The 24,941-nt window shown below is 70.9% G+C and carries 24 protein-coding genes; 9 read left to right on the plus strand and 15 right to left on the minus strand.

The genetic code is table 11. The features are described 5' to 3' along the window. Nucleotides 1-27 precede the first annotated feature (27 nt). On the minus strand, nucleotides 28-582 hold the full coding sequence (locus tag J7E94_RS31735; protein WP_215020282.1) for a TetR/AcrR family transcriptional regulator: 555 nt from the start codon (nucleotides 580-582) through the stop codon (nucleotides 28-30). Further along, nucleotides 582-902 carry a multidrug efflux SMR transporter gene (locus tag J7E94_RS31740; RefSeq protein ID WP_215020283.1) on the minus strand — a complete coding sequence of 107 codons (321 nt, stop codon included), beginning with the start codon at nucleotides 900-902 and terminating at the stop codon, nucleotides 582-584. Before J7E94_RS31740 ends, J7E94_RS31735 begins: the two co-directional genes overlap by 1 nt. Nucleotides 903-1,009: 107 nt before the next feature. Between J7E94_RS31740 and J7E94_RS31745 the strand changes: the two genes are divergently transcribed. Then, nucleotides 1,010-1,822, plus strand: coding sequence for a hypothetical protein (locus tag J7E94_RS31745; protein ID WP_215020284.1), 813 nt, complete (start codon nucleotides 1,010-1,012; stop codon nucleotides 1,820-1,822). Between the two features lie 161 nt (nucleotides 1,823-1,983). Here J7E94_RS31745 and J7E94_RS31750 read toward each other — a convergent pair whose 3' ends face one another. From J7E94_RS31750 to J7E94_RS31785, 8 genes are all read right to left on the minus strand, one after another. Continuing rightward, nucleotides 1,984-2,328, minus strand: coding sequence for a metal-sulfur cluster assembly factor (locus tag J7E94_RS31750; protein WP_215020285.1), 345 nt, complete (start codon nucleotides 2,326-2,328; stop codon nucleotides 1,984-1,986). After that, nucleotides 2,325-2,786 (minus strand): Fe-S cluster assembly sulfur transfer protein SufU, encoded by a 462-nt coding sequence (sufU, locus tag J7E94_RS31755; protein ID WP_215020286.1) that lies wholly within the window; start codon nucleotides 2,784-2,786, stop codon nucleotides 2,325-2,327. Before sufU ends, J7E94_RS31750 begins: the two co-directional genes overlap by 4 nt. Nucleotides 2,787-2,808: 22 nt before the next feature. Continuing rightward, the gene (locus tag J7E94_RS31760) at nucleotides 2,809-4,065 is read right to left on the minus strand and encodes a cysteine desulfurase (RefSeq protein ID WP_215020287.1); all 1,257 of its coding nucleotides are present in this window, start codon (nucleotides 4,063-4,065) and stop codon (nucleotides 2,809-2,811) included. Beyond that, entirely contained in the window at nucleotides 4,062-4,826 is a 765-nt protein-coding gene (sufC, locus tag J7E94_RS31765) for a Fe-S cluster assembly ATPase SufC (RefSeq protein ID WP_215020288.1), read from the minus strand. The genes J7E94_RS31760 and sufC overlap by 4 nt, the downstream gene beginning before the upstream one ends. A gap of 7 nt (nucleotides 4,827-4,833) precedes the next feature. After that, nucleotides 4,834-5,151 carry a bifunctional 3-phenylpropionate/cinnamic acid dioxygenase ferredoxin subunit gene (locus tag J7E94_RS31770; protein WP_030027083.1) on the minus strand — a complete coding sequence of 106 codons (318 nt, stop codon included), beginning with the start codon at nucleotides 5,149-5,151 and terminating at the stop codon, nucleotides 4,834-4,836. Further along, nucleotides 5,151-6,329 carry a Fe-S cluster assembly protein SufD gene (sufD, locus tag J7E94_RS31775; RefSeq protein ID WP_215020289.1) on the minus strand — a complete coding sequence of 393 codons (1,179 nt, stop codon included), beginning with the start codon at nucleotides 6,327-6,329 and terminating at the stop codon, nucleotides 5,151-5,153. The genes J7E94_RS31770 and sufD overlap by 1 nt, the downstream gene beginning before the upstream one ends. A gap of 65 nt (nucleotides 6,330-6,394) precedes the next feature. Beyond that, the gene (sufB, locus tag J7E94_RS31780) at nucleotides 6,395-7,810 is read right to left on the minus strand and encodes a Fe-S cluster assembly protein SufB (protein WP_215020290.1); all 1,416 of its coding nucleotides are present in this window, start codon (nucleotides 7,808-7,810) and stop codon (nucleotides 6,395-6,397) included. Next, a complete protein-coding gene (locus J7E94_RS31785) occupies nucleotides 7,807-8,568 on the minus strand; it encodes a metalloregulator ArsR/SmtB family transcription factor (RefSeq protein WP_215020291.1) in 762 nt (253 codons plus the stop codon). Before J7E94_RS31785 ends, sufB begins: the two co-directional genes overlap by 4 nt. Before the next feature lie 354 nt (nucleotides 8,569-8,922). On the opposite strand from J7E94_RS31785, the gene J7E94_RS31790 reads away from it, so the two are divergent. The 3 genes from J7E94_RS31790 (at nucleotide 8,923) to J7E94_RS31800 (ending at nucleotide 12,839) form a co-directional block, all read left to right on the plus strand. Then, nucleotides 8,923-9,849 carry an ABC transporter ATP-binding protein gene (locus tag J7E94_RS31790; protein WP_215020292.1) on the plus strand — a complete coding sequence of 309 codons (927 nt, stop codon included), beginning with the start codon at nucleotides 8,923-8,925 and terminating at the stop codon, nucleotides 9,847-9,849. Further along, the gene (locus J7E94_RS31795; RefSeq protein ID WP_215020293.1) at nucleotides 9,846-10,628 is read left to right on the plus strand and encodes an ABC transporter permease; all 783 of its coding nucleotides are present in this window, start codon (nucleotides 9,846-9,848) and stop codon (nucleotides 10,626-10,628) included. The genes J7E94_RS31790 and J7E94_RS31795 overlap by 4 nt, the downstream gene beginning before the upstream one ends. A 1,221-nt stretch (nucleotides 10,629-11,849) precedes the next feature. Continuing rightward, on the plus strand, nucleotides 11,850-12,839 hold the full coding sequence (locus J7E94_RS31800; RefSeq protein WP_215020306.1) for a heme A synthase: 990 nt from the start codon (nucleotides 11,850-11,852) through the stop codon (nucleotides 12,837-12,839). Between the two features lie 39 nt (nucleotides 12,840-12,878). Here J7E94_RS31800 and J7E94_RS31805 read toward each other — a convergent pair whose 3' ends face one another. The 3 genes from J7E94_RS31805 to J7E94_RS31815 form a co-directional block, all read right to left on the minus strand. After that, a complete protein-coding gene (locus J7E94_RS31805; RefSeq protein ID WP_215020294.1) occupies nucleotides 12,879-13,967 on the minus strand; it encodes an amidohydrolase family protein in 1,089 nt (362 codons plus the stop codon). 116 nt (nucleotides 13,968-14,083) lie between these two features. Continuing rightward, nucleotides 14,084-14,452 carry a hypothetical protein gene (locus J7E94_RS31810; RefSeq protein ID WP_215020295.1) on the minus strand — a complete coding sequence of 123 codons (369 nt, stop codon included), beginning with the start codon at nucleotides 14,450-14,452 and terminating at the stop codon, nucleotides 14,084-14,086. Between the two features lie 24 nt (nucleotides 14,453-14,476). Further along, complete coding sequence (locus J7E94_RS31815) at nucleotides 14,477-15,424, minus strand: heme o synthase (protein ID WP_215020307.1); 948 nt, start codon at nucleotides 15,422-15,424, stop codon at nucleotides 14,477-14,479. A 292-nt stretch (nucleotides 15,425-15,716) separates the two neighbouring features. On the opposite strand from J7E94_RS31815, the gene tkt reads away from it, so the two are divergent. The 5 genes from tkt (at nucleotide 15,717) to pgl (ending at nucleotide 22,570) form a co-directional block, all read left to right on the plus strand. Continuing rightward, nucleotides 15,717-17,822, plus strand: a complete 2,106-nt coding sequence (tkt, locus tag J7E94_RS31820) for a transketolase (RefSeq protein WP_215020296.1) — start codon at nucleotides 15,717-15,719, stop codon at nucleotides 17,820-17,822. Between the two features lie 34 nt (nucleotides 17,823-17,856). Next, the gene (tal, locus tag J7E94_RS31825) at nucleotides 17,857-18,975 is read left to right on the plus strand and encodes a transaldolase (protein WP_215020297.1); all 1,119 of its coding nucleotides are present in this window, start codon (nucleotides 17,857-17,859) and stop codon (nucleotides 18,973-18,975) included. Between the two features lie 5 nt (nucleotides 18,976-18,980). Further along, a complete protein-coding gene (gene zwf / locus J7E94_RS31830) occupies nucleotides 18,981-20,507 on the plus strand; it encodes a glucose-6-phosphate dehydrogenase (protein ID WP_215020298.1) in 1,527 nt (508 codons plus the stop codon). Continuing rightward, entirely contained in the window at nucleotides 20,504-21,565 is a 1,062-nt protein-coding gene (opcA, locus tag J7E94_RS31835) for a glucose-6-phosphate dehydrogenase assembly protein OpcA (protein WP_215020299.1), read from the plus strand. The genes zwf and opcA overlap by 4 nt, the downstream gene beginning before the upstream one ends. 222 nt (nucleotides 21,566-21,787) lie before the next feature. Beyond that, a complete protein-coding gene (pgl, locus tag J7E94_RS31840; protein WP_215020300.1) occupies nucleotides 21,788-22,570 on the plus strand; it encodes a 6-phosphogluconolactonase in 783 nt (260 codons plus the stop codon). Nucleotides 22,571-22,644: 74 nt separating this feature from the next. Here the strand turns inward: pgl and pgi are convergent, their stop codons facing one another. Continuing rightward, on the minus strand, nucleotides 22,645-24,360 hold the full coding sequence (gene pgi, locus J7E94_RS31845; protein WP_374224523.1) for a glucose-6-phosphate isomerase: 1,716 nt from the start codon (nucleotides 24,358-24,360) through the stop codon (nucleotides 22,645-22,647). A 143-nt stretch (nucleotides 24,361-24,503) separates the two neighbouring features. Beyond that, a complete protein-coding gene (locus J7E94_RS31850) occupies nucleotides 24,504-24,839 on the minus strand; it encodes an RNA polymerase-binding protein RbpA (protein ID WP_007263454.1) in 336 nt (111 codons plus the stop codon). Nucleotides 24,840-24,941: the final 102 nt, after the last annotated feature.

The following is a 24,941-nucleotide window of genomic DNA, read 5'->3' on the forward strand; positions in this document are numbered from 1 at the left end:
CCCGGCAAACCTTTCCGGCCAGCAGCACTAGGCAGGACGCAGGACCCGGCCCAGGACCTCGCGCGCGTACCGCTCGTCGTACGCGACGTCCGTCAGCAGGACCTGGAGGCCTATGCCGTCCATCACGGCCACCAGCGCCCGCGCCGTCACCGGATCCGTCCGCGCGGCCAGCGCCGCGGCCGCAGCCTCGCACCACTCCGCGGCCACCGGCCGTAGCGCCGGGCGCCGCAGGGCCGCCAGGTAGAGCTCGTACTCCAGCTCCGCCCGGCCTCCCCGGTCCGCCGCCAGAAACTCGCCCAGCAGGCGGGCCAGCGCCCCCGCCAGGTCCGCGTCCGGGGCGGCCAGCGCGGCGGAGTCCGCGACCGCCCGGGCGAAGCCCTCGTTCGCCTGGCGCAGCGCCGCGACCAGCAGGTCGTCGAGCGTCTTGAAGTGGTACGTCGTCGACCCGAGCGGTACGTCGGCCTCCGCCGCGGCGCTGCGGTGGCTCAGCCCCGCGATGCCCTTGGCCCCCACCACCCGGATCGCCGCGTCGATGATCCGCTGGCGCCGGTCGGGGTCGTAGCGCCGTGCGGCCGGGGCCATCAGTGCGCACCGCCGAGGTTCAGCAGGACCACCCCGCCGATCACCAGGAGGATCCCGGCGATCTTCGCGGCGGTCGCCGCCTCCCCCAGGAACACCATGCCGATGGCGGCGATGGCGGCGGTCCCGACCCCGGCCCATATCGCGTACGCCGTGCCGACCGACATCGACTTCAGCGTCTGCGCGAGCAGGGTGAAGGCGATGACGTAGCCCAGCAGCGTGCCCAGCGAAGGCCACAGCTTCGTGAAGCCGTCGCTGTACTTCATGGCGGTGGTCCCGGCGACCTCGGCGGCGATGGCCGCGGCAAGCAGTACGTAAGGCATGCGTACGACTGTACACATCGATGCGTACACCCGTACACACGCACGACCCGGGACTCCTGAGCCCCGCGGCGCTACCCTGTCGGCCTCCAGCGGAGAGGGGCCCGCCCATGGCGCAGCACTGGACCCACCGGGGCGTCGGCCGGCTGCCCCCGCAGCCTCCGCGGCCGGGGGTGATACCCCTGCGCCCGCTGTGGCCGCGGGACATCCTCGGCGGCGCCCTGACCATCCTGGGCCGGTACGGGGGCCGGCTGCTCGGCGCGCTGCTCCTCGGCCAGCTGGCCGGGCTGCTCGTGCTCGCCGCCGTTGCCGGGGCGGCCACCCTCGCCTCCCTCACGCGCACCGCCGGCAGCCGGGTGTTCGTCTACACCCTCCTCCCCGCCACCGCCCTCTTCCTGCTCTTCGGCTGGGCGCTGGCCACCGCCCTGGCCGCGGCGCTGCTCCGGCCGGCCGTGCTGGGGCGGCCCGTCACCGCGCTCGGGCTGCTGCGGGCCGCCGGGCCCCGGGTCCCGGCCGTGTGCGGGGCCCGGCTGCTGGCGCTGCTCGCCGCCGCGGGCCCCGGCGCGGTAGCTCTGGCCGCGGGTCTCCCGCCGCTTGCCGTGCTGCCCCTCGCCCCGGTCGCGATCTGGCTCGGGGTCCTCTTCGCCCTGGCGCCCACGGCCGCCGGGTACGAGGAGCTCGGCCCGGTGGCGGCCCTGCGCCGCTCGGCCCGCCTGGTGCGCGGGGCCTGGTGGCGGACCCTCGGCATCACGGTCCCGGCCGGGGTGCTCGCGCTGAGCGCCGCGTACGCCGTCCAGTCGCGGTTCGGCGTGCTCGGCTCCCTGCTCGCCCCGGCCCTGCTCCTGACCCTCCCCCAACCGGCCTCGGGCCTGCTCTACATGGACCGGCTGCTGCGCCGCGAACCGGCGCTCACCCCAGGGTGAACCAGACCGCCGGGATCGGCGGTCGGCCGGAACGGTCGTACAGCCCCAGCACGCTCATCGGTGGCCTGTGGCCCACCCCGAGTGCACGCAGCTCGTCCGCCCGGAGAACAAGGAGGGCCCCCGGCACGACAGTGCCGGGGGCCCTCACATCAAGGCGTCGATCAGACGTTGAAGCCGAGCGCGCGCAGCTGCTCGCGGCCATCGTCCGTGATCTTGTCCGGGCCCCACGGGGGCATCCAGACCCAGTTGATCCGAAGTTCGTTGACGATGCCGTCCGTCGCCGACTTCGCCTGGTCCTCGATGACGTCCGTCAGCGGGCAGGCCGCCGAGGTCAGCGTCATGTCGAGGGTGGCGATGTTCGCGTCGTCGACGTGGATGCCGTAGATCAGGCCCAGGTTGACGACGTCGATGCCCAGCTCGGGGTCGACCACGTCGTAGAGGGCCTCGCGGACCTCTTCCTCGGTGGCCGGCTTGATCGACGCCTCGGGCGTCGCGTTCTCGGTCATGCCGTCTTCCTCTCCGCATCGCCCAGAGCCTGGGCGGTCGCGTCCTTCCACGCCATCCAGCTCAGCAGAGCACACTTCACACGCGCCGGATACTTGGAGACGCCGACGAACGCGACCGCGTCCTCCAGCACCTCCTCCATGGCCTCGTCGGGTTCGATCTTGCCCTTGGACTGCATCATCTCCAGGAAGACAGCCTGGATCTTCTGCGCCTCGGCCAGGTTCTTGCCGACCAGCAGCTCGTTCAGCACGGACGCGCTGGCCTGGCTGATGGAGCAGCCCTGGCCCTCGTAGGAGACGTCGGTGAGCGTCTCGCCGTCGTACTTCACGCGCAGCGTGATCTCGTCGCCGCACGTCGGGTTGACGTGGTGCACCTCGGCATCGCCGTCGCGCAGGCCACGCCCGTGCGGGTGCTTGTAGTGGTCCAGGATCAGTTCCTGGTACATCGAATCCAGCTTCACTGCGTCCTCGTCGCCTCGTCCGTCAGCCGAAGAAGTTCCGTACGTGCTCCAGCCCGTCGACCAGTGCGTCGACCTCGGCCGGAGAGGAGTACAGATAGAAAGACGCTCGCGTCGTCGCCGGAATTCCGTAGCGCAGGCAGACGGGGCGCGCGCAGTGGTGTCCCACGCGGACCGCGATGCCCTGCTCGTCCAGCACCTGACCGACGTCGTGCGGGTGGATGTCGCCGAGCACGAAGGAGATCGCCGCGCCGCGGTCCTCGGCCGTGGTGGGGCCGATGATCCGCAGGTCGGGCACCTCGGAGAGGCGCTTGAGCGCGTACTCGGTGATCGCGTGCTCGTGCGCGGCGATCTTGTCCATGCCGATCGCGGTCAGGTAGTCCACGGCCGCGCCGAGGCCGACGGCCTGGGCGATCGGGGGCGTACCCGCCTCGAACTTGTGAGGCGCCGGGGCGTAGGTCGAGGCGTGCATCGACACGGTCTCGATCATCTCGCCGCCGCCGAGGAACGGAGGCAGGTCCTCCAGGAGCTCCTGGCGGCCCCAGAGGACGCCGATGCCGGTCGGGCCGCACATCTTGTGGCCGGTGAAGGCCACGAAGTCGGCGCCGAGCGCCTGTACGTCCAGCGGCATGTGGGGAGCGGCCTGGGAGGCGTCGATCAGCACGAGGGCGCCGACGTCCTGGGCTCGCCGGACGATCGCCTCGACCGGGTTGACCGTGCCCATGATGTTGGAGACCAGCGTGAAGGAGACGATCTTCGTCTTCTCCGTGATGACCTCTTCGATGTTGGACAGGTCGAGCCGGCCGTCGTCGGTGAGGCCGAACCACTTCAGCTGCGCGCCGGTGCGCTGCGCGAGCAGCTGCCACGGCACGATGTTGGAGTGGTGCTCCATCTCCGTGATGGCGATCTCGGTCTCGCGGTCGACCCGGTAGGGCTCGTCGGCCCAGCCGAGCATGTTCGCGACGAGGTTGAGCGACTCCGAGGCGTTCTTGGTGAAGATCACCTCGTTGCGGCTCGGTGCGTTGATGAAGGCGGCGACCTTGTCGCGAGCGCCCTCGTACAGCGCCGTGGCCTCCTCGGCGAGCACGTGCACGCCGCGGTGGACGTTGGCGTTGTGCTGCTCGTAGTACTCGTTCAGCGCGTCGAGCACCTGGCGCGGCTTCTGCGAAGTCGCCGCGTTGTCCAGATAAACGATCTTCTTCCCGTCATGGACCACGCGATCCAGAAGGGGGAAGTCCTTGCGGATCGCCTCGGTGTCGAGGAGGCCAGGCAGCTGTGTCACGCGGTCGCGCCACCCTTCACGTACTTGTCGTAGCCCTCGGCCTCGAGCTGGTCGGCGAGCTCGGCGCCGCCGGACTCGGCGATGCGGCCGTTCGCGAACACGTGCACGAAGTCCGGCTTGATGTAGCGCAGGATGCGCGTGTAGTGGGTGATCAGCAGGGTGCCGACCTCACCGGTCTCGCGGACGCGGTTGACACCCTCGGAGACGACGCGCAGGGCGTCGACGTCCAGGCCGGAGTCGGTCTCGTCGAGGATCGCGATCTTCGGCTTCAGGAGCTCCAGCTGGAGGATCTCGTGGCGCTTCTTCTCACCGCCGGAGAAGCCCTCGTTGACGTTGCGCTCGGCGAAGGCCGGGTCCATCTGGAGCTGCTCCATCGCGGACTTGACCTCCTTCACCCAGGTACGCAGCTTGGGGGCCTCGCCGCGGATCGCGGTGGCCGAGGTGCGCAGGAAGTTGGAGACCGAGACGCCGGGGACCTCGACCGGGTACTGCATGGCGAGGAAGAGGCCGGCGCGGGCGCGCTCGTCGACGGACATCTCCAGGACGTCTTCGCCGTCGAGGGTCACGGTGCCACCGGTGATGGTGTACTTCGGGTGACCGGCCAGCGAGTACGCCAGCGTGGACTTGCCGGAGCCGTTCGGACCCATGATGGCGTGCGTCTCACCCTGCTTGACGGTGAGGTCGACGCCCTTGAGGATCTCGCGGGCGCCGTGCTCGGCCTCGACGGAGACGTGCAGGTCGTGGATTTCAAGCGTTGCCATGGATACCTCAGGACTCCTGGGTGAGGGAGACGAGCACGTCGTCCCCTTCGATCTTTACGGGGTATACGGGGACAGGTCGCGTCGCGGGCAGACCGGAGGGCTTGCCGGTGCGCAGGTCGAAGGCCGACCCGTGCAGCCAGCACTCGATCATGCAGTCTTCGACCTCGCCCTCCGAGAGGGAGACGTTCGCGTGCGAGCAGATGTCGTTGATCGCGAACACCTCCCCGTCGGTGGAGACGATGGACACCGGCGTGCCGTCGAGTTCCACCCGCTTCGGGGTGTTCTCCTCCAGCTCGCTCAGCGCGCAGGCCTTGACGTAATTCATCAGACGGAACCCTGGAGCTCGGTCTCGATCTTGGAGAGCAGGCGCTCCTCGATGTCCGCGACACCGATCTGCTGGACGAGCTCGGCGAAGAACCCGCGCACGACCAGACGGCGGGCCTCGTCGGCCGGGATGCCGCGGGCCTGCAGGTAGAAGAGCTGCTCGTCGTCGAAACGGCCGGTCGCGGAGGCGTGTCCGGCGCCGACGATCTCGCCGGTCTCGATCTCCAGGTTCGGCACCGAGTCGACCCGCGCGCCGTCCGTGAGGACGAGGTTGCGGTTCATCTCGTAGGTGTCGGTGCCCTCGGCGGTCTTCTCGATGAGCACGTCACCGATCCAGACGGCGTGGGCGTCCTGGCCCTGGAGCGCGCCCTTGTAGACCACGTTCGACTTGCAGTGCGGGGCGTCGTGCGTGACCAGGAGGCGGTGCTCCTGGTGCTGGCCGGCGTCCGTGAAGTACAGGCCGAAGAGCTCGGCCTCGCCGCCGGGGCCTGCGTAGCTGATGCGCGGGTGGAGGCGTACGAGGTCGCCGCCGAAGGTGACCACGATCGACTTGAAGGTCGCGTCGCGGCCGACCAGGGCGTTGTGCTGGGAGCAGTGGACGGCGGTGTCGTCCCAGTCCTGCACGGAGACCACGGTGAGCTTGGCGCCGTCGCCGACGAGGAACTCGACGTTGGCGGCGCGCACGCCGTCACCGGTGTGGTCGATGACGATGACCGCCTCGGCGAAGGCCTGCACGTCGAAGACCGTGTGGCCGAAGGTGGTGCCGCCCTCGCCGTGCAGCGTGACGCGCACCGGCTCGGTCAGTACCTGCTCCTTGGGCACGGTCACGACGGTGGCCTTGGCGAAGGACGAGAACGCCTGGGCGGCGACCCGGTCCACCGGGGTGCCCGCCTTGCCGATGCGCGCGTCGCCGCGCTCCACCGACTCGACGGTGACGCCCTCGGGCGCGTCGATCTGGGCCTTCATGGTGCCGTTGGCGACCGCGGTGCCGTCGTGGAGCCCACGCAGGCGCGCCAGCGGGGTGAAGCGCCACTCCTCCTCGCGCCCGTGGGGCACGGGGAAGTCCGCCACGTCGAAGGACGGGGGGGCGCTCATCCGGGTGGCGACGGTGGACTCGGCGGCCACCGCGATCGCGCCGGCAGTGGTCGAACCCGCCGGAATGTTCTGAGCCTCAGCCATGGCTGTCGTCTTGCTCTCTTCCTACGTACGTCAAAGGATGTGCGGGATGCAGGGCGGGCGGCGGACTAGCCGACCGAGCCCTCCATCTGCAGCTCGATCAGCCGGTTCAGCTCCAGGGCGTACTCCATGGGCAACTCACGCGCGATGGGCTCGACGAAGCCGCGCACGATCATGGCCATGGCCTCGAACTCCGTCAGACCGCGGCTCATCAGGTAGAAGAGCTGGTCGTCGGAGACCTTGGAGACCGTGGCCTCGTGGCCCATGGAGACGTCGTCCTCGCGGACGTCCACGTAGGGGTACGTGTCCGAGCGGGAGATCGTGTCGACCAGAAGCGCGTCACACAGCACGTTGGACTTCGAGCCGTGGGCGCCCTCGCCGATCTCGACCAGGCCTCGGTACGAGGTGCGGCCGCCGCCCCGGGCCACCGACTTCGAGACGATGTTCGAGGAGGTGTTCGGCGCCATGTGGACCATCTTGGAGCCGGCGTCCTGGTGCTGGCCCTCGCCCGCGAAGGCGATGGACAGGGTCTCGCCCTTGGCGTGCTCGCCCATCAGGTAGACGGCCGGGTACTTCATGGTGACCTTGGAACCGATGTTGCCGTCGATCCACTCCATGGTCGCGCCCTCGTACGCCACGGCGCGCTTGGTGACCAGGTTGTAGACGTTGTTCGACCAGTTCTGGATGGTCGTGTAGCGGCAGCGGCCGCCCTTCTTCACGATGATCTCGACCACGGCGCTGTGCAGCGAGTCCGAGGAGTAGATCGGGGCGGTGCAGCCCTCGACGTAGTGGACGTAGGCGTCCTCGTCGACGATGATCAGCGTCCGCTCGAACTGGCCCATGTTCTCCGTGTTGATACGGAAGTAGGCCTGGAGCGGGATGTCGACCTTGACGCCCTTGGGGACGTAGATGAACGAGCCGCCCGACCACACGGCGGTGTTCAGCGAGGCGAACTTGTTGTCGCCGACCGGGATGACCGTGCCGAAGTACTCCTGGAAGAGCTCCGGGTGCTCCTTGAGCGCGGTGTCCGTGTCGAGGAAGATGACGCCCTGCTCCTCCAGGTCCTCGCGGATCTGGTGGTAGACGACCTCGGACTCGTACTGGGCCGCGACACCGGCGACGAGGCGCTGCTTCTCCGCCTCCGGGATGCCGAGCTTGTCGTACGTGTTCTTGATGTCCTCGGGCAGGTCCTCCCAGGAAGCGGCCTGCTTCTCGGTGGAGCGCACGAAGTACTTGATGTTGTCGAAGTCGATGCCGGAGAGGTCGGAGCCCCAGTTCGGCATGGGCTTGCGGTCGAAGAGCTTGAGACCCTTGAGGCGGAGGTTCAGCATCCACTCGGGCTCGGACTTCTTCGCCGAGATGTCGCGGACGACTTCCTCGGACAGACCCCGCTTGGCAGCGGCACCGGCCGCGTCGGAGTCGGCCCAGCCGTATTCGTAGGTGCCCAGGCCATCGAGCTCAGGGTGAGCAGTCTCCGTGGTCATGCGGGGTTCCTCCCGGCCGTACTTGCAGATACTGATGTGTCGGTCTGTGTGGCGCTCGCGCTGCGCGGAATGAAGGTCGTGCACACCCCGTCGCCGTGGGCGATCGTCGCGAGTCGCTGCACATGCGTCCCGAGCAGGCGGGAGAAGACCTCGGTCTCCGCCTCGCAGAGCTGCGGGAACTGCTCGGCGACATGCGCGACCGGGCAGTGGTGCTGGCAGAGCTGTTCACCGCTGTGCGGACCGGGAGCGCTCTTCGCCGTAGCAGCGTACCCGTCCGCGGTCAACGCCTTGGCCAGGGCCTCCGTGCGCCCCGCCGGGGCGGCCGCCTCGACGGCCTCCCGGTAGCTGCGCGCCTGCGCTTCCATCCGCGACCGGGCGAAGGCGGCGACCGCCGCCTCTCCCTGTGCGCCTCCGCCGACGGACTGCGCGATCCAGCGCAGGGCGTCCGCGGCGAGCGTGTCGTAGGACTGGTCGAAGGCGTCGCGGCCGCAGTCGGTCAGCGCGAAGACCTTGGCGGGCCGACCCCGGGTGCGTGCGCCGTACACACGCTGCTCACGGGGTTCGACCACGTCGTCGGCGACGAGCGTGTCGAGGTGGCGGCGGACGGCGGCCTGGGTGAGGCCGAGACGCTGGGCGAGGTCGGCGACGGTGGACGGGCCGTGGTCCAGGATCGAGCGCGCCACGCGGTTGCGGGTTGACCGCTCCCCGGTGGCGAGCTCCCCCTGGGGGGCCTCGTTCTGCCGTTCGCCGTATTTCACAACGCCATTGTTGCGTAATTAGCCGAGCCCCGACAAGCCGTGACGGAAGCCACTCCTGGTGGCCTCTATCACTAAGGGTTACCTAATCTATCTACGCAGAGTTATGCGGAGGGGAACACTCCGCGTCGCGCCGAGCACCTCCGGTGAGCCGGTAAAGGGCTCCCACCTGCACACCTCCGCTCCCGGCGTTTCCCGCCACGGTAAAGATCAGGGCCCGGAAAGGATCACCGAAAGCGGCTGACCCCTCCACGGCCACCGGGCTGAAACAGCCGTATTCGCGACGCGGTGTCGAAGCCCGGGCACCCCGCCCCCGGGACTCCGGACCCCTTTCACGCCTCCGTAGACTCAACCCCCATGAGCAACGACCCCGCCGTGGAGATCCGCGGACTGGTGAAGCGGTACGGACCCAAGACAGCGGTGGACGGCCTGGGCCTCACCGTTCGGAGCGCCTCGGTCACCGCCGTCCTCGGTCCCAACGGCGCGGGCAAGACGACCACGGTGGAAACCTGCGAGGGCTACCACCGCCCCGACGCCGGCACCGTCCGCGTCCTCGGCCTCGACCCCGTCGCCCAGGCCGAGGCGCTGCGCCCCCGGATCGGCGTGATGCTCCAGTCCGGAGGCGTCTACTCCGGGGCCCGCGCGGTCGAGATGCTGCGCCACATGGCCAAGCTGTACGCCCACCCCCTCGACGTCGAGACGCTGGTGGAACGCCTCGGCCTCGGCAGCTGCGGCCGCACCGCCTACCGCAGGCTCTCCGGCGGCCAGCAGCAGCGCCTCGCCCTGGCCATGGCCGTGGTCGGCCGCCCCGAGCTGGTCTTCCTGGACGAGCCCACGGCCGGGCTGGACCCGCAGGCCCGCCGCGCGACCTGGGAGCTCGTACGGGAACTGCGCGCCGACGGGGTCACCGTCGTACTCACCACCCACCACATGGACGAGGCCGAGCAGCTCGCCGACGAGGTCGCCATCGTGGACGCGGGCAGGGTCATCGCCCACGGCAGCCCCGAGCAGCTCTGCCGCGGCGGCGCCGAGAACACCCTGCGGTTCACCGGCCGCCCCTCCCTCGACCTGGCCTCGCTGCTGAAGGCGCTGCCCGACGGCACCCGGGCCGCGGAGCTCACCGCGGGCGTCTACCGGGTGACCGGCGACGTGCACCCGCAGCTGCTGGCCACCGTCGCCTCCTGGTGCGCGCAGCACGGCGTGATGCCGGACAGCCTCTCGGTGGAGCGGCACACCCTCGAAGACGTTTTTCTGGAGCTCACGGGCAAGGAGCTGCGCGCATGAGCGCCGGTACGTTCACTCCCAGGCCGGGGGCGGCCCCCGTCTCCCGCATGATCCTCGCGCAGACGGCTCTGGAGACCCGGATGCTGCTGCGCAACGGGGAGCAGCTGCTGCTGACCGTGATCATCCCGGCGCTGCTGCTGGTCCTGTTCTCGGCCGTGGACATCGTGGCGGTGCCCCTGCAGGAGGGGGGCTCCGAGAAGTCCGTCGACTTCCTGGCCCCCGGCATCCTCGCGCTCGCCGTGATGTCCACCGCCTTCACCGGCCAGGCCATCGCCACCGGCTTCGACCGCCGCTACGGGGTCCTCAAGCGGCTCGGGGCCTCCCCGCTGCCGCGCTGGGCGCTGATGGCCGCCAAGACCCTGTCCGTGCTGGTCACCGAGGTGCTCCAGGTCGCCCTGCTGACGGTGATCGCCTTCGCGCTGGGCTGGTCCCCGCACGGGAACCCCCTGTCGGTGGCCGCGCTGCTCCTGCTCGGGACCGCCGCGTTCTCCGGGCTGGGGCTGCTGATGGCGGGCACCCTCAAGGCCGAGATGACCCTGGCCGCCGCCAACCTGGTGTTCCTGCTGCTGCTGGTCGGCGGCGGGGTGATCGTGCCGCTGGAGAAGTTCCCGGGCGCCGTGCAGTCGGTACTCGGGCTGCTGCCCATTTCGGCCCTGTCCGACGGGCTGCGCGAGGTGCTCCAGCACGGGGCCGCGCTGCCGTGGGGCGACGCGGCCGTGCTGGCGGGCTGGGCCGTACTGGGCCTGGGCGCCGCGGCGCGGCTGTTCCGCTGGGAATGAAACCCTTCCGCCGGGGCCGGCTCGCCCGCGACTATGGACGCCTTCACCCATGAGGTGCGCGGACCACGACGCCGGGGGGCGGGCATGGCGCAGCGAGAGGCCGTTCTGCGGCTGGACGGGCAATGGGCACGGGTGCGCGCGGGGGCCGCGCACGCGGAGCCGCAGGAGCGCGAGCGGCTGCTCGACGAGCTGATCGGCGCCTTGCGCGCGTTCCCCGACGACCCCGAGTGCACCGCCCTGCTGGGCCTGCGCCTCGCCGACCGCGCCGCCCTGCGCTTTGCCGAAGGGGACCGCGCGAGCACGCTGGCCACCATCGAGGAGGGGCTGCGCAGCTCCGAGCGCGCGGCCGCCCACTCCCCCGAGTTCGCCCGCTGGTACGCCCGCGGGCTGATCAACCACGGGGTGTGGCTGTCCTGGCCGCTGAGCGACGAGGACCGGCTGCCGAGGTATCCGCTGGGCCCGGCCGCCTCGGACGGTCCGAGCGCCATGGAGCGGGCGGCCGGCGAGCGCGCCCGTGACCTGACCCGGACCGCCGTCGGGGTGTGGTCGGGACTGGACCAGCACGACCCGGTCAACCGCAGGGGCCTGGCCCAGGCCAAGGTGTTCCTGGGCGACCGCCTCGCGGAGCTCGGTTTCGCCGAGGACGCGGTGGCCTGGGCGGTGGACGCGAAGTCCGACTTCCGGCAGCTGCTGCTCGCGAACCCCGGCGCGGAGGCGGCCCAGGAGGCCGAGGAGGCCATCGACCACATCGGCCACCAGCTGGAACTGCGCCTGCGCTTCCTGTCCTTCGACTCCCTGGTCCGCCTGCGCGCCCAGGGGCTGCTGCCCGAACGCCTGCTGCCCCAGGCGGTGGTGGCCGCCCGCATCCAGGGGGTCACGGAGTCCGAGATCGCGGCCCGGCTGCACCTGGGCGCCGAGCAGGTGGGCACGATGCTGGAGGTGACCCCCTGGCTCGCGGTGTGGCGCGTCGAGGTGCGCGGCCCTGACGGGCTGTGGACCGTACAGGCCCCTCCGTGGCACAGCGCCGCAGAAGTGCGAAACCGGACGGCCCAGGACGTAGGGGCCGAAGTGGTACGCGGGTTCGCGGGCTCGGCACAGTACCCGGGCGACGGCGGGCACTGGCGGATCCACCTGTGGTGGCACGCGGAGGGCGACCCGGCCGGGCGAGGTTCCGGCTGGCCGCCGGCCCCGACGCCCCAGCGCCCACCCCCTCGTGAAACTTTGCACAAGGCGGCGCCTACGATAGGGGCCGTGTTGAACCCATTCGCATACATCGCCAGTCGCTGGACTCCGTCACCCCGGACCGTCCGGCGCGCCGCGTTCGCCGCGCTCCTCATGAGCGTGGCCATCGTCGTCACCGGCGGTGCGGTGCGGCTGACCGGATCCGGTCTCGGCTGCGACACCTGGCCCAAGTGCACCGACGACAGCCTGATCGTGACGCAGGCGCAGGGCTTCCACGGAGCCATCGAATTCGGCAACCGCATGCTGACGTACGTCCTGTGCGCGGCCGTCGGCGGGATCATCCTCGCCGCCCGCTCCGCGAAGCCCTGGCGGCACTCGCTGACGAAGCTCGGCTGGTTCCAGTTCGCCCTCGTGATGGGCAACGCGGTCCTCGGCGGCATCACCGTCCTGACGGGGCTCAACCCGTACAGCGTGGCCGGGCACTTCCTGCTCGCCACCTCGCTGATCACCGTGACCACCGTCACCTGGCAGCGCACCGGCGAGGGTGACACCGCGCCGCGGCCGCGCGTTCCCGGCCCGGTGCGCAAGCTGTCGTGGGCGATGCTCGCCACCACGCTCGTGCTGATCGCGGCGGGCACGGTTGTCACCGGTTCGGGCCCGCACGCCGGCGACAGCAGCGAGATCAGGCGGATGCCGTTCGACTGGGCGGCCACCGCCCACGTGCACGCGATCGCCGCCTGGCTGGTCTGCGCGCTGGCCGTCGCGATGTGGCTGGTGCTGCGCGTGGTGGACGCCCCCGTCGACACCCGGGCCCGCGCCCGCGACCTGCTGATCGTGCTGCTCGCGCAGGGCGGCATCGGCTACGTGCAGTTCTTCACCGACCTGCCCGAGCTCCTCGTCGCCGCCCACATGCTCGGCTCCTGCCTGGTGTGGATCTCGGTGGTCCGGGTCGCGCTGAGCCTGCGCGAGCGGCCGGCCGAGCAGGCGGAGCTCCCGGCCCAGGGCGACGCGCAGCTCTCCACGGTCTGAGTCGCGGGACACAGCCCCGGGACACGGTCCAGCCCGGGTCTAGCCCCGCTCGTCCAGCCGGTAGACGCGGCGGGCATTGCCCGCCGCGACCATGGCGGCCACCCGGTCCGCGTCCCGCCAGGTCCAGGACCCGTCGGCGACCCAGCCGCCCAGGACCCGGCCCAGCGCCTCCCGGAACACCAGGGCGCCCACCGCGTGCAGTTCGGGCAGCCGCCGGCCGCCGCTGGAGAACAGCAGCTTCCCGAACGGCGCGAGCTCCAGCGACTCGGCCAGGACCGCCGCGGCCCGCGCCCCGGTCGCCCCGAGGGCCGCGCCGGCATCGGCGTACACGTGCGGGAAGGCCGCGGCCAGCCCTGCCGTGTGCCGGTGGTACGGGTACCCGCCGAGCAGGACCAGCCGCGTGCTCAGACCCGCGGTGGCCCGTACGAACTCCGTCAGCCGGGCCGGATCCGCCCCGCCGGTGTGCAGCTGGAGCGGCAGCCCGGACGCCACCGCGCTCCACACCAGGTGCCGCAGGAGTACGGGGTCGTCCACGGCCCCGCCCCGGGCCCGCCGGGCCAGCCAGCGCCCGGCCGCCCCGCCCACCCCGCCCGGATCGGGCGGCTCGGGCGCGCGGGCGGCGGCGGATCCCGCGGCGGCGCCGCAGGTTAAGGCGGCGGCCCCGCTGGCGGCGTGGTGCACGGCCTCGGCGAGGTTGGCGAGGAAGGCGGGCACCGTGCCGGAGGTATCGGCGGCCTGCTCGGCCAGTAATTCCAGCCGGACCGCCTCGAAGGCCTCGGCCTCCCCGGCCAGCGCCAGCTCCTTGGGTCCGGCGAGGTCCCCCGGCAGGCCCGTGTCGACGAGGTAGGCGCCCACCCCGGAGCCCCGCAGCAGCCGCCGCGCGGACTCGGCCGCGCCCAGCTCGCGCCGCCGGGCCAGATAGTGGGCGGGGGCGGCGTGCGGTTCCAGCCCCAGCAGCGGCGGGCACCAGCGGCGCACCGCGAAGCCGGTCTGCGTGTCGAAGAAGGTGGTGCCCGGGGCGGGCGGGCCGGCCGAGCGGATCAGCTGGGCCTCGAAGGTGGCCAGGCCCAGCTCCGTACGGAGGAATCCGTGGCAGTACTGGTCCACCAGGGGCGGCGTTTCGATCATCCGGGCATCCCGTTGCGGACGTGAGGAAGGGGCTTCCACACGTCCTAACGGGTGAGCGGGGTGCGAGGTGTTGCTCGCGCTGTTGACCGAGCGGCCGCCTCAGGGAGGGGGAGGGGTCAGGCCGCCGGGTTCTCGGGGCCGCCCAGCTGGATGCCCGCCATCCGCGTCCACTCGTACGGGCCGGTCCGCACGCGCGCGGCGAACTCCCCGTCGAACTCCTCGTGGAGGGTCAGGCCGGCCTTCTCGGCGGCCAGCTGCGCCACGGCGAAGCTCGGGGCCACCAGGTCGCCCCAGCCGCCGTCCGTGCCGACGAGCACGATGCGGGTGCCGGCCTGGCCGATGTGGGCGAGCTGGCCCTCGGCGCCGCCGTGCTGCTTGGCGAACGCGCCGATCTGCTTGGCCAGCCTGGCCGCCGTACGGTCCTTCTTCTTGTCCGCGGCGCCTGCGGTGCCTGCGGAGTCTGCGCTGTCTGCGGTGTCTGCCATGAATGGCATGCTACCGGCGAGTAATCAATGGAGGAAGGGATCCACGGCCACCGCCACGAAGAGCAGCGACACATAGGTGATCGACCAGTGGAACAAGCGCATCTCCTTGAGCTTCGCGCCCGTCACGCCCGCCTTGGCCCGCGCATGCAGCGCGTGCGCCTCCCACAGCCACCAGCCGCCCGCGAGCAGCGCGACCGCCGTGTAGAACCAGCCGGTGTACCCCAGCGGGGTCAGCAGCAGCGAGACCGCCACCATCACCCAGCTGTAGAAGACGATCTGGCGGGCCACGACCCGGTTGCCGGCCACGACCGGCAGCATCGGCACGCCGACCCGCGCGTAGTCGTCCTTCACCTTCATCGACAGCGGCCAGTAGTGCGGCGGCGTCCAGAAGAAGATGACGAGGAAGAGGATGACCGCGGCCCAGGAGACCTCGTCCTTGACTGCGGACCAGCCGATGAGGACCGGCATGCAGCCCGCGATCCCGCCCCAGACGATGTTCTGGGCGGTGCGCCGCTTCAGCAGCATCGTGTAGACCACGACGTAGAAGAGGAGCGCGCCGAGCGCGAGGGCGGCCGACAGCCAGTTGATCAGCAGGCCGAAGAAGAGGGTGGAGACCACTCCGAGGGTGATGCCGAAGACGAGGCACTCACGCGGGCTGACCATGCCGGTCACCAGCGGGCGCTGCGAGGTCCGGTCCATCAGTGCGTCGATGTCGCGGTCGATGTACATGTTCAGCGCGTTGGCGCCGCCCGCCGACAGGTATCCGCCAAAACAGGTGGCGAGAACCAGCCAGAGGGACGGCACGCCCTGCTCCGCGAGGAACATCACCGGCACTGTGGTGATCAGCAGAAGTTCGATGATCCGAGGCTTGGTCAAAGCCACGAAAGCCATGGCCCGGGCCCCGAACGGCCGGTGACCGGGGCTCGTCCCGAGCACCCCCGCTGGACGGGATTCGACGGCCGTCACGCACACCCCTGACAGAGAATCCAGCAAGCTCCGGCTCAGGCCACACAAGGAATGGGGGCCCGGTCAAGGCTTGCACGTACCACGCCACTCTAGACGTTGCGCTTACGTCGCCCTGCGCGGGGGTCGCTTCGTGTTGGGCCGATCGGAGCGGGCTGTCAGGTGAACACCGGCCGGCGGCGCAGTGACGGAGTGTGGGCACTCGAATAGCTGCACGCCGTCGCGGGGGTAGGCTCGGAATCGCGCCGGTGCGACCGTCCGTCACCGGGAACAGACATGTGGAGAGGAGCCCTGACCAACGGTGAGCACCAAGCCGACCACCACAGAGCTCGAGTGGACCGAACTGGACCAGCGGGCCGTCGACACCGCCCGCATCCTGGCCGCTGACGCGGTCCAGAAGGTCGGAAACGGCCACCCCGGTACGGCGATGAGCCTGGCCCCCGCCGCGTACACCCTCTTCCAGAAGGTGATGCGGCACGACCCGGCGGACCATGAGTGGGTCGGCCGCGACCGCTTCGTGCTCTCCGCGGGGCACTCGTCCCTCACCCTTTACACCCAGCTCTACCTGGGCGGCTTCGGCCTGGAGCTGGACGACCTCGAGGCGTTCCGCACCTGGGGCTCCAAGACCCCCGGCCACCCGGAGTACGGCCACACGGCCGCCGTCGAGACCACCACCGGCCCGCTGGGCCAGGGCATCGCCAACGCGGTGGGCATGGCCATGGCCGCCCGCTACGAGCGCGGCCTGTTCGACCCGGAGGCCCCCCAGGGCTCCTCCCCGTTCGACCACATGATCTACGCGATCGCGGGCGACGGCTGCCTCCAGGAGGGCATCTCCCACGAGGCGTCCGCGCTGGCCGGCCACCAGAAGCTCGGCAACCTGGTGCTTCTGTGGGACGACAACCACATCTCCATCGAGGGCGACACCGAGACGGCCGTCTCCGAGGACACCCTGAAGCGCTACGAGGCGTACGGCTGGCACGTCCAGCGCGTCGCGCAGCAGGAGAACGGCGACCTCGACCCGAAGGCGCTGTACAAGGCCCTCCAGGCCGCCAAGGCCGAGACCGAGCGCCCCTCCTTCATCGCGATGCGCTCGATCATCGCCTGGCCGGCCCCGCACGCCCAGAACACCGAGGCGGCGCACGGCTCGGCGCTCGGCGACGACGAGGTCGCGGCCACCAAGCGCGTCCTCGGCTTCGACCCGGAGAAGACCTTCGAGGTCTCCGACGAGGTCATCGCCCACACCCGCAAGGCACTCGACCGCGGCCGCGAGGCCAAGGCCGCGTGGGAGAAGGACTTCTCCGCCTGGCGCACCGCCAACCCGGAGCGCGCCGCCGAGTTCGACCGCATCAACGCCAACGAGCTGCCCGCGGGCTGGGAGGACAAGCTCCCCGTCTTCGAAGCCGGCAAGGGCGTCGCCACCCGCGCCGCCTCCGGCAAGGTGCTCCAGGCGCTCGGCGCGGTCATCCCGGAGCTGTGGGGCGGCTCGGCCGACCTGGCCGGCTCCAACAACACGACCATCGACAAGGACTCCTCGTTCCTGCCGGTGGGCAACCCGCTGCCGGAGGCCGACCCGTACGGCCGCACCATCCACTTCGGCATCCGCGAGCACGCCATGGCCGCGGCCATGAACGGCATCGCCCTGCACGGCCACACCCGCATCTACGGCGGCACCTTCCTGGTGTTCTCCGACTACATGCGCAACGCCGTCCGCCTGTCCGCGCTGATGCACGTGCCGGTGACGTACGTGTGGACGCACGACTCCGTCGGCCTCGGCGAGGACGGCCCGACCCACCAGCCGGTCGAGCACCTGGCCTCGCTGCGCGCCATCCCGGGGCTGAACGTGGTCCGCCCGGCCGACGCGAACGAGACCGCCGTCGCCTGGCGCGAGATCCTGAGGCGCCACACCAAGGTGTTCGGCAAGGGCGCCCCGCACGGTCTGGCGCTCACCCGCCAGGGCGTGCCGACCTACGAGTGCAACGAGGACGCCGCCAAGGGCGGCTACGTGCTCTTCGAGGCGGACGGCGGAGAGCCGCAGGTCGTCCTCATCGGCACCGGCTCCGAGGTCCAGCTCGCCGTCGCCGCCCGCGAGGCACTGCAGGCCGAGGGCATCGCGGCCCGTGTGGTCTCGATGCCGTCCGTCGAGTGGTTCGAGGAGCAGGACCAGGCGTACAAGGACAGCGTCCTGCCGCCCTCCGTCAAGGCGCGCGTCGCGGTCGAGGCGGGCATCGGCCTGACCTGGCACCGTTACGTGGGCGACGCGGGCCGCATCGTGTCGCTGGAGCACTTCGGCGCCTCCGCCGACGCGAAGGTGCTGTTCCGCGAGTTCGGTTTCACCGCCGAGGCCGTGACCGCCGCCGCGAAGGCTTCTCTCGATGAAGCGCGTGGCCTCTCGGCCACCGCCCGCTGACGCCGGTACAAGACCAGTAGGAGATGCAATTCCCATGACAGACGCACTCAAGCGCCTCTCCGACGAGGGCGTGGCGATCTGGCTCGACGACCTGTCCCGCAAGCGCATCACGTCGGGCAACCTGGCGGAGCTCATCGACCAGTCGCACGTGGTCGGTGTCACCACCAACCCGTCGATCTTCCAGAAGGCGATCAGCAGCGGTGACGGTTACGAGCAGCAGCTCACCGACCTCGCCGCCCGCAAGGTCACCGTGGAGGAGGCCCTGCGCATGATCACCACGGCGGACGTCCGCGACGCCGCCGACATCCTGCGCCCGGTCTACGACCGCACCGACGGCCAGGACGGCCGCGTGTCGATCGAGGTCGACCCGCGCCTGGCCCACAGCACCGCGGCGACCGTCGCCGAGGCCAAGCAGCTCGCCTGGCTGGTGGACCGCCCGAACACGCTCATCAAGATCCCGGCGACCAAGGCCGGCCTGCCGGCGATCACCGAGGTCATCGGCAAGGGCATCAGCGTCAACGTCACGCTGATCTTCTCGCTGGAGCGCTACCGCGAGGTCATGGACGCGTACCTGGCGGGTCTGGAGAAGGCCAAGGCCGCCGGCCTGGACCTCTCCCTGATCCACTCGGTCGCCTCCTTCTTCGTGTCCCGCGTGGACAGCGAGATCGACAAGCGCCTGGACGCCGTCGGCACCGACGAGGCGAAGTCCCTCAAGGGCAAGGCGGCGCTCGCCAACGCCCGTCTGGCCTACGAGGCGTACGAGGCGGTCTTCTCCTCGGACCGCTGGACCGCCCTGGAGCGTGTCGGCGCCAACAAGCAGCGCGCGCTGTGGGCTTCGACGGGCGTCAAGGACCCGGCGTACAAGGACACCCTGTACGTGGACGACCTGGTCGCCCCGAACACGGTGAACACCATGCCGGAGGCCACCCTGGAGGCCACCGCCGACCACGGCCGGATCACTGGTGACACGGTGCGCGGCACCTACGAGCAGGCGCGCGCCGAGCTCGACGCGGTCGCGAAGCTGGGCATCTCGTACGACGATGTGGTGCAGCTGCTCGAAGACGAGGGCGTCGAGAAGTTCGAGGCGTCCTGGAACGACCTGCTGAAGTCGACCGAGGCGGAGCTTGAGCGCCTCGCCCCCACGGAGGCCTGAACACCTTGTCTGGAAACGGAGCGAACCCGCTTCGTGACGCACAGGACCGGCGGCTCCCGCGCATCGCGGGGCCGTCCGGCCTGGTCATTTTCGGCGTTACGGGTGACCTGTCGCGCAAGAAGCTGATGCCTGCCGTCTACGACCTGGCCAACCGCGGTCTGCTCCCGCCGGGCTTCTCGCTCATCGGGTTCGCCCGCCGCGAGTGGGAGCACGAGGACTTCGCCCAGGAGGTGTACGAGGCCGTCAAGGAGCACTCGCGCACGCCGTTCCGCGAGGAGGTCTGGCAGCAGCTGGTGCAGGGCTGCCGGTTCGTGCAGGGCAACTTCGACGACGACGCGGCCTTCGAAACCCTGAAGGCCACGATCGAGGAGCTGGACAAGGCGCAGGGCACCGGCGGCAACTTCGCCTTCTACCTGTCCGTCCCCCCGAAGTTCTTCCCCAAGGTGGTCCAGCAGCTCAAGGACCACGGCCTGGCGCAGAAGGAGGGCTCCTGGCGGCGTGCCGTCATCGAGAAGCCCTTCGGCCACGACCTGAAGAGCGCCGAGGAGCTCAACAAGGTCGTCCACGAGGTCTTCCCCCGTGACGAGGTCTTCCGGATCGACCACTACCTCGGCAAGGAGACCGTCCAGAACATCCTGGCGCTCCGCTTCGCCAACACCATGTTCGAGCCGATCTGGAACCGGTCGTACGTCGACCACGTGCAGATCACCATGGCCGAGGACATCGGCATCGGCGGCCGGGCCGGCTACTACGACGGCATCGGCGCGGCCCGCGACGTCATCCAGAACCACCTGCTGCAGCTGCTGGCGCTGACGGCGATGGAGGAGCCCGGCTCATTCCACCCCAAGGCGCTGGTGGCCGAGAAGCTGAAGGTCCTGACGGCGGTGCAGCTGCCGGAAGACCTGGGCAAGCACACCGTGCGCGGCCAGTACGCGGCGGCCTGGCAGGGCGGCGAGAAGGTCGTCGGGTACCTCGAAGAGGACGGGATCGACCCCAAGTCGAAGACCGACACCTACGCGGCCATCCGCCTGGAGATCAACAACCGCCGCTGGGCGGGCGTCCCCTTCTACCTGCGGACGGGCAAGCGCCTGGGCCGCCGGGTGACGGAGATCGCGGTGGTCTTCAAGCGGGCCCCGTACCTGCCGTTCGAGTCGGGCGCGACCGAGGAGCTGGGGCAGAACGCCCTGGTCATCCGGGTCCAGCCGGACGAGGGCGTGACGGTCCGCTTCGGCTCCAAGGTCCCCGGCACCTCCATGGAGGTCCGGGACGTCACCATGGACTTCGCCTACGGCGAGTCCTTCACGGAGTCGAGCCCCGAGGCGTACGAGCGGCTGATCCTCGACGTCCTGCTGGGCGACGCGAACCTCTTCCCGCGCCACCAGGAGGTCGAACTGTCCTGGAACATCCTCGACCCGATCGAGGAGTACTGGGACAAGCACGGCAAGCCCGCGCAGTACCCGGCGGGCACCTGGGGGCCGGTCGAGGCGGACGAGATGCTCGCACGAGACGGACGGAGCTGGCGCCGGCCATGAAGATCGACCTCACGGAGACCAACTCCAGCAAGATCAATGCCGCGATGGTGCAGGCACGCCGGGACATCGGCACGCCGGCCATCGGCATGGTCCTCACGCTGGTGATCGTGACCGACGAGGAGAACGCGTACGACGCGCTCAAGTCGGCGAACGACGCGTCCCACGAACACCCCTCGCGGATCGTCGTCGTCATCAAGCGGGTCAGCCGCTCGCCGCGCAGCCGCCGCGATGCCCGTCTCGACGCGGAAGTCCGCGTCGGGGCGGACTCCGGCAGCGGCGAAACGGTTGTGCTCCGCCTTCACGGCGATCTGGTCGACCACGCCCAGTCGGTGGTTCTCCCGCTGCTCCTGCCGGACGCCCCCGTGGTCGTCTGGTGGCCGGACGGCGCCCCGTCGGACCTGGCGGGCGACCCGCTGGGGGCGCTGGGCCAGCGCCGGATCACCGACACGTACTCCTGCGAGAACCCGATCGGGGCACTCGCCAAGCGGGCGGCGGCGTACGCCCCCGGGGACACGGACCTGTCCTGGACCCGGATCACGCCGTGGCGCTCCATGCTGGCGGCCGCGCTGGACCAGCAGCGGGTGTCGGTGGTCTCGGCGCTCGTCGAGGGCGAGGACGAGAACCCGAGCTGCGAACTGCTGGCCATGTGGCTGGCGGACCGGCTCGGCGTGCCCGTCCAGCGCACCCTGTCCTCGGGGCCGGGTCTCACGGCCGTACGCCTGGAGACCAAGGACGGCGCGATCGTCCTGGACCGGGCGGACGGGGCGCTGGCCACGCTGTGCATGCCGGGGCAGCCCGACCGTGCGGTGGCGCTGAAGCGCCGCGAGACGGCCGAGCTCCTCGCGGAGGAGCTGCGCCGCCTGGACCCGGACAACACGTACGAGGCCTCGCTGAAGTTCGGCGTGACCCGTCTGGAGTCATCCCCGGCCCCCGCCCCGGCCGAGGCGGCCCCGAAGCCGGCTCCGGCCGAGGCCGACGCCGACGCCGACGCCGGGGAGTCCGCCCCGGCGCCCCCGAAGCCGGCCCCCAAGGCCGCCAAGAAGGCCGCGGCCAAGTAACCGGGCCCTGCGGGGCTTTCCCCAACCCGCCCCTTCCCGAAACCGGGCTCCGCCCGGACCCGGTCCTCAAACGCCGGACAGGCTGACAATTTCAGCCTCGCCGGCGTTTGAGGCGCGGGGTCTGGGGCGGAGCCCCAGTTTCGGGAAGGGGCGGGGAACGGCTCCGCGCAGCGGCACCCCCGCCCCGCATCGGCACTACACAAAAGGCGGCAGCACATGGGTATGACGACTCCCCAGGTCGTCGTCCACCGGGACAAAGAGCTGATGGCCCAGGCCGCGGCAGCCCGGCTCATCACGAAGATCGTGGACGCACAGACGGCCCGCGGCACCGCATCCGTGGTCCTCACCGGCGGACGCAACGGCAACGGCCTCCTCGCCGCGCTCGCCGCCGCCCCGGCCGGGGACGCCGTCGACTGGGCCCGGCTGGACCTCTGGTGGGGCGACGAGCGGTACGTCCCCGCCGACGACCCCGAGCGCAACCACATGCAGGCCCGTGCGGCCCTCCTGGACGCCGTGCCCGTGGACCCGGCCCGGGTCCACGTCATGCCGGCCTCGGACGGCCCGTACGGGACCGACGTGGACGCGGCGGCGGCCTCGTACGCGGCCGAACTCGCGCGGGCGGCCGGCCCGGAGGACCACGGCCCGGTCCCCCGCTTCGACGTGCTGATGCTGGGCGTGGGCCCGGACACGCACGTGGCCTCCCTCTTCCCGGAGCACCCGGCGGCGCGCGAGAGCGAGCGCACGGTGGTCGGCGTGCACGGCGCACCGAAGCCCCCGCCCACCCGGATCTCGCTGACCCTCCCGGCCATCCGGGCGGCCCGTGAGGTGTGGCTGCTGGCCGCCGGCGAGGACAAGGCCGGCGCGGTGGCCATCGCACTCGGCGGCGCCGGGGGCATCCAGGCCCCGGCCGCGGAGGCGTACGGCCGCTCCCGCACCCTGTGGCTCCTGGACCGGACGGCGGCGGCCAAGCTCCCCTCCGGGATGTACCCGCCCGCCTCGGCCTGACGCGTAGCGCACAGGGCGGAAGCGCCCCGCACCTTCGAGGTGCGGGGCGCTCTGCCGTCCGTACGCGCCGATCGTCAGCCGCGGCCGCGCAGCTCCCGGTACGTGGCCACCAGAGCCTTCGTCGAGGCGTCCAGGCCCGGTACGTCCGCGCCCTCCGTCAGCGCCGGCTCGACCCGCTTGGCGAGGACCTTGCCGAGCTCCACGCCCCACTGGTCGAAGGAGTCGATGTTCCACACCGCGCCCTGGACGAACACCTTGTGCTCGTAGAGCGCGATCAGCTGCCCCAGCACCGCCGGGGTGAGCTCGGTCGCCAGGATGGTCGTCGTGGGGTGGTTCCCCTGGAAGGTCTTGTGCGGGACCAGCGACTCCGGGGCGCCTTCCGCCCGCACCTCGCCCGCCGTCTTGCCGAAGGCCAGCGCCTGCGTCTGCGCGAAGAAGTTCGCCATCAGCAGGTCGTGCTGGGCCGCCAAGGCGGTTCCCAGCTCCGCCACCGGGTGTGCGAAGCCGATGAAGTCGGCGGGGATCACCTTCGTCCCCTGGTGGATCAGCTGGTAGTAGGCGTGCTGCCCGTTGGTGCCGGGCGTGCCCCACACCACCGGTCCGGTCTGCCACTCCACCGGATTGCCGTCGCGGTCCACGGACTTGCCGTTGGACTCCATGTCCAGCTGCTGCAAGTACGCGGTGAAGCGGGAGAGGTAGTGGCTGTAGGGAAGCACCGCGTGCGACTGGGCGTCGAAGAAGGCGCCGTACCAGATGCCCAACAGGCCCAGCAGCAGCGGCGCGTTCTCCTCCGGCGGCGCCGTGCGGAAGTGCCGGTCCATGGCGTGGAAGCCGCCGAGCAGCTCGCGGAAGGCGTCCGGGCCGATCGCGATCATCAGGGAGAGCCCGATGGCGGAGTCGAAGGAGTAGCGTCCGCCGACCCAGTCCCAGAACTCGAACATGTTGGCCGGATCGATGCCGAATCCGGTGACCTTCTCGGCGTTGGTGGACAGCGCCACGAAGTGCCGTGCCACCGCCGCCTGGTCCCCGCCCAGCCCCGCCAGCAGCCACTCCCGCGCCGATTCGGCGTTGGTGATGGTCTCGATCGTGGTGAAGGTCTTGGAGGCGATGATGAACAGCGTCTCGGCCGGGTCCAGGTCCCGCAGGGCCTCGTGCAGGTCCGCGCCGTCCACGTTGGACACGAAGCGCACGGTCAACGCGCGGTCGGTGAAGGCCCGCAGGGCCTCGTACGCCATCGCCGGACCGAGGTCGGAGCCGCCGATGCCGATGTTGACGACGTTCCTGATGCGCTGTCCGGTGAAGCCGGTCCACTCCCCCGACCTGACCTGGTCGCAGAAGGCCGCCATCTTGTCGAGGACGGCGTGCACGCCGGGGACGACGTTCTCGCCGTCCACCTCGACGACGGCGTCCTGCGGTGCGCGCAGGGCCGTGTGCAGGACCGCCCGGTCCTCGGTCGTGTTGATCTTCTCGCCGCGGAACATCGCCTCGCGCAGCTCGGCCACGCCCGTCGCCGCGGCCAGTTCGCGCAGCAGCCTCAGCGTCTCGTCGGTCACGAGGTGCTTCGAGTAGTCGATGTGCAGGTCCCCGACCCGCAGTGTGTAGCCGGTACCGCGGCCCGGATTCTCCTCGAACAGCTCCCGCAGATGCGTCTGCCCGAATTCCTCCCGGTGCTTGCCGAGCGCCAGCCACTCCGCGGTCCGGTTGAGCTTCGTACGTCCCACCCGTCGCCAGCCACCACCCTCGTTTGACGCGCTTCGCGCGGCGGCCTGATCTGCGTTCATCTCGGACATCAACCCGTTTCTTCCGTCCTGTCGTGCCCCGCCACTCTCCAACCTAAGGGATCCCAAGCGGCGCAACCCACACAAAGAGGCCCGGTTGCACAGGAGAAGACTCCTGCGCGACCGGGCCTCAGGTCACACGTGCCGGGCGGACTTCAGATCTCGCCGCGGAGCTTGGCGAGGGCTTCGGCGAGGATCGCCTCGCCGTCGGCGTCCGTACGCCGCTCCCGTACGTACGCCAGGTGCGTCTTGTACGGCTCCGTACGCGGCGGCGCCGGCGGGTTGTCCCGGTCCTGGCCGGCCGGGAACCCGCAGCGCGGGCAGTCCCAGGTGTCCGGCACCTGCGCGTCGCTGGCGAAGCTCGGCTGGGTCTCGTGCCCGTTCGAGCACCAGAAGGAGATGCGCAGGCGGGGCGCGGACTCGCCGCGCTCGGCCTCACCCATCGGCCCCGCTCCGACCCGGCTACCACGGATCGCGTTGCCACTTGCCACGGTCGTAACTCCCTGCGTGATGGTGCCGCGGAGCGTGAGTGGAATTTCCGCCGCGGGCGCCCAAGTCTACGTAAGGCCCAACGCACGTCCACTGACCGGAGT

Origin of the sequence: Streptomyces sp. ISL-94 (assembly GCF_018614075.1) — a bacterium.
Lineage (GTDB): Bacteria > Actinomycetota > Actinomycetes > Streptomycetales > Streptomycetaceae > Streptomyces.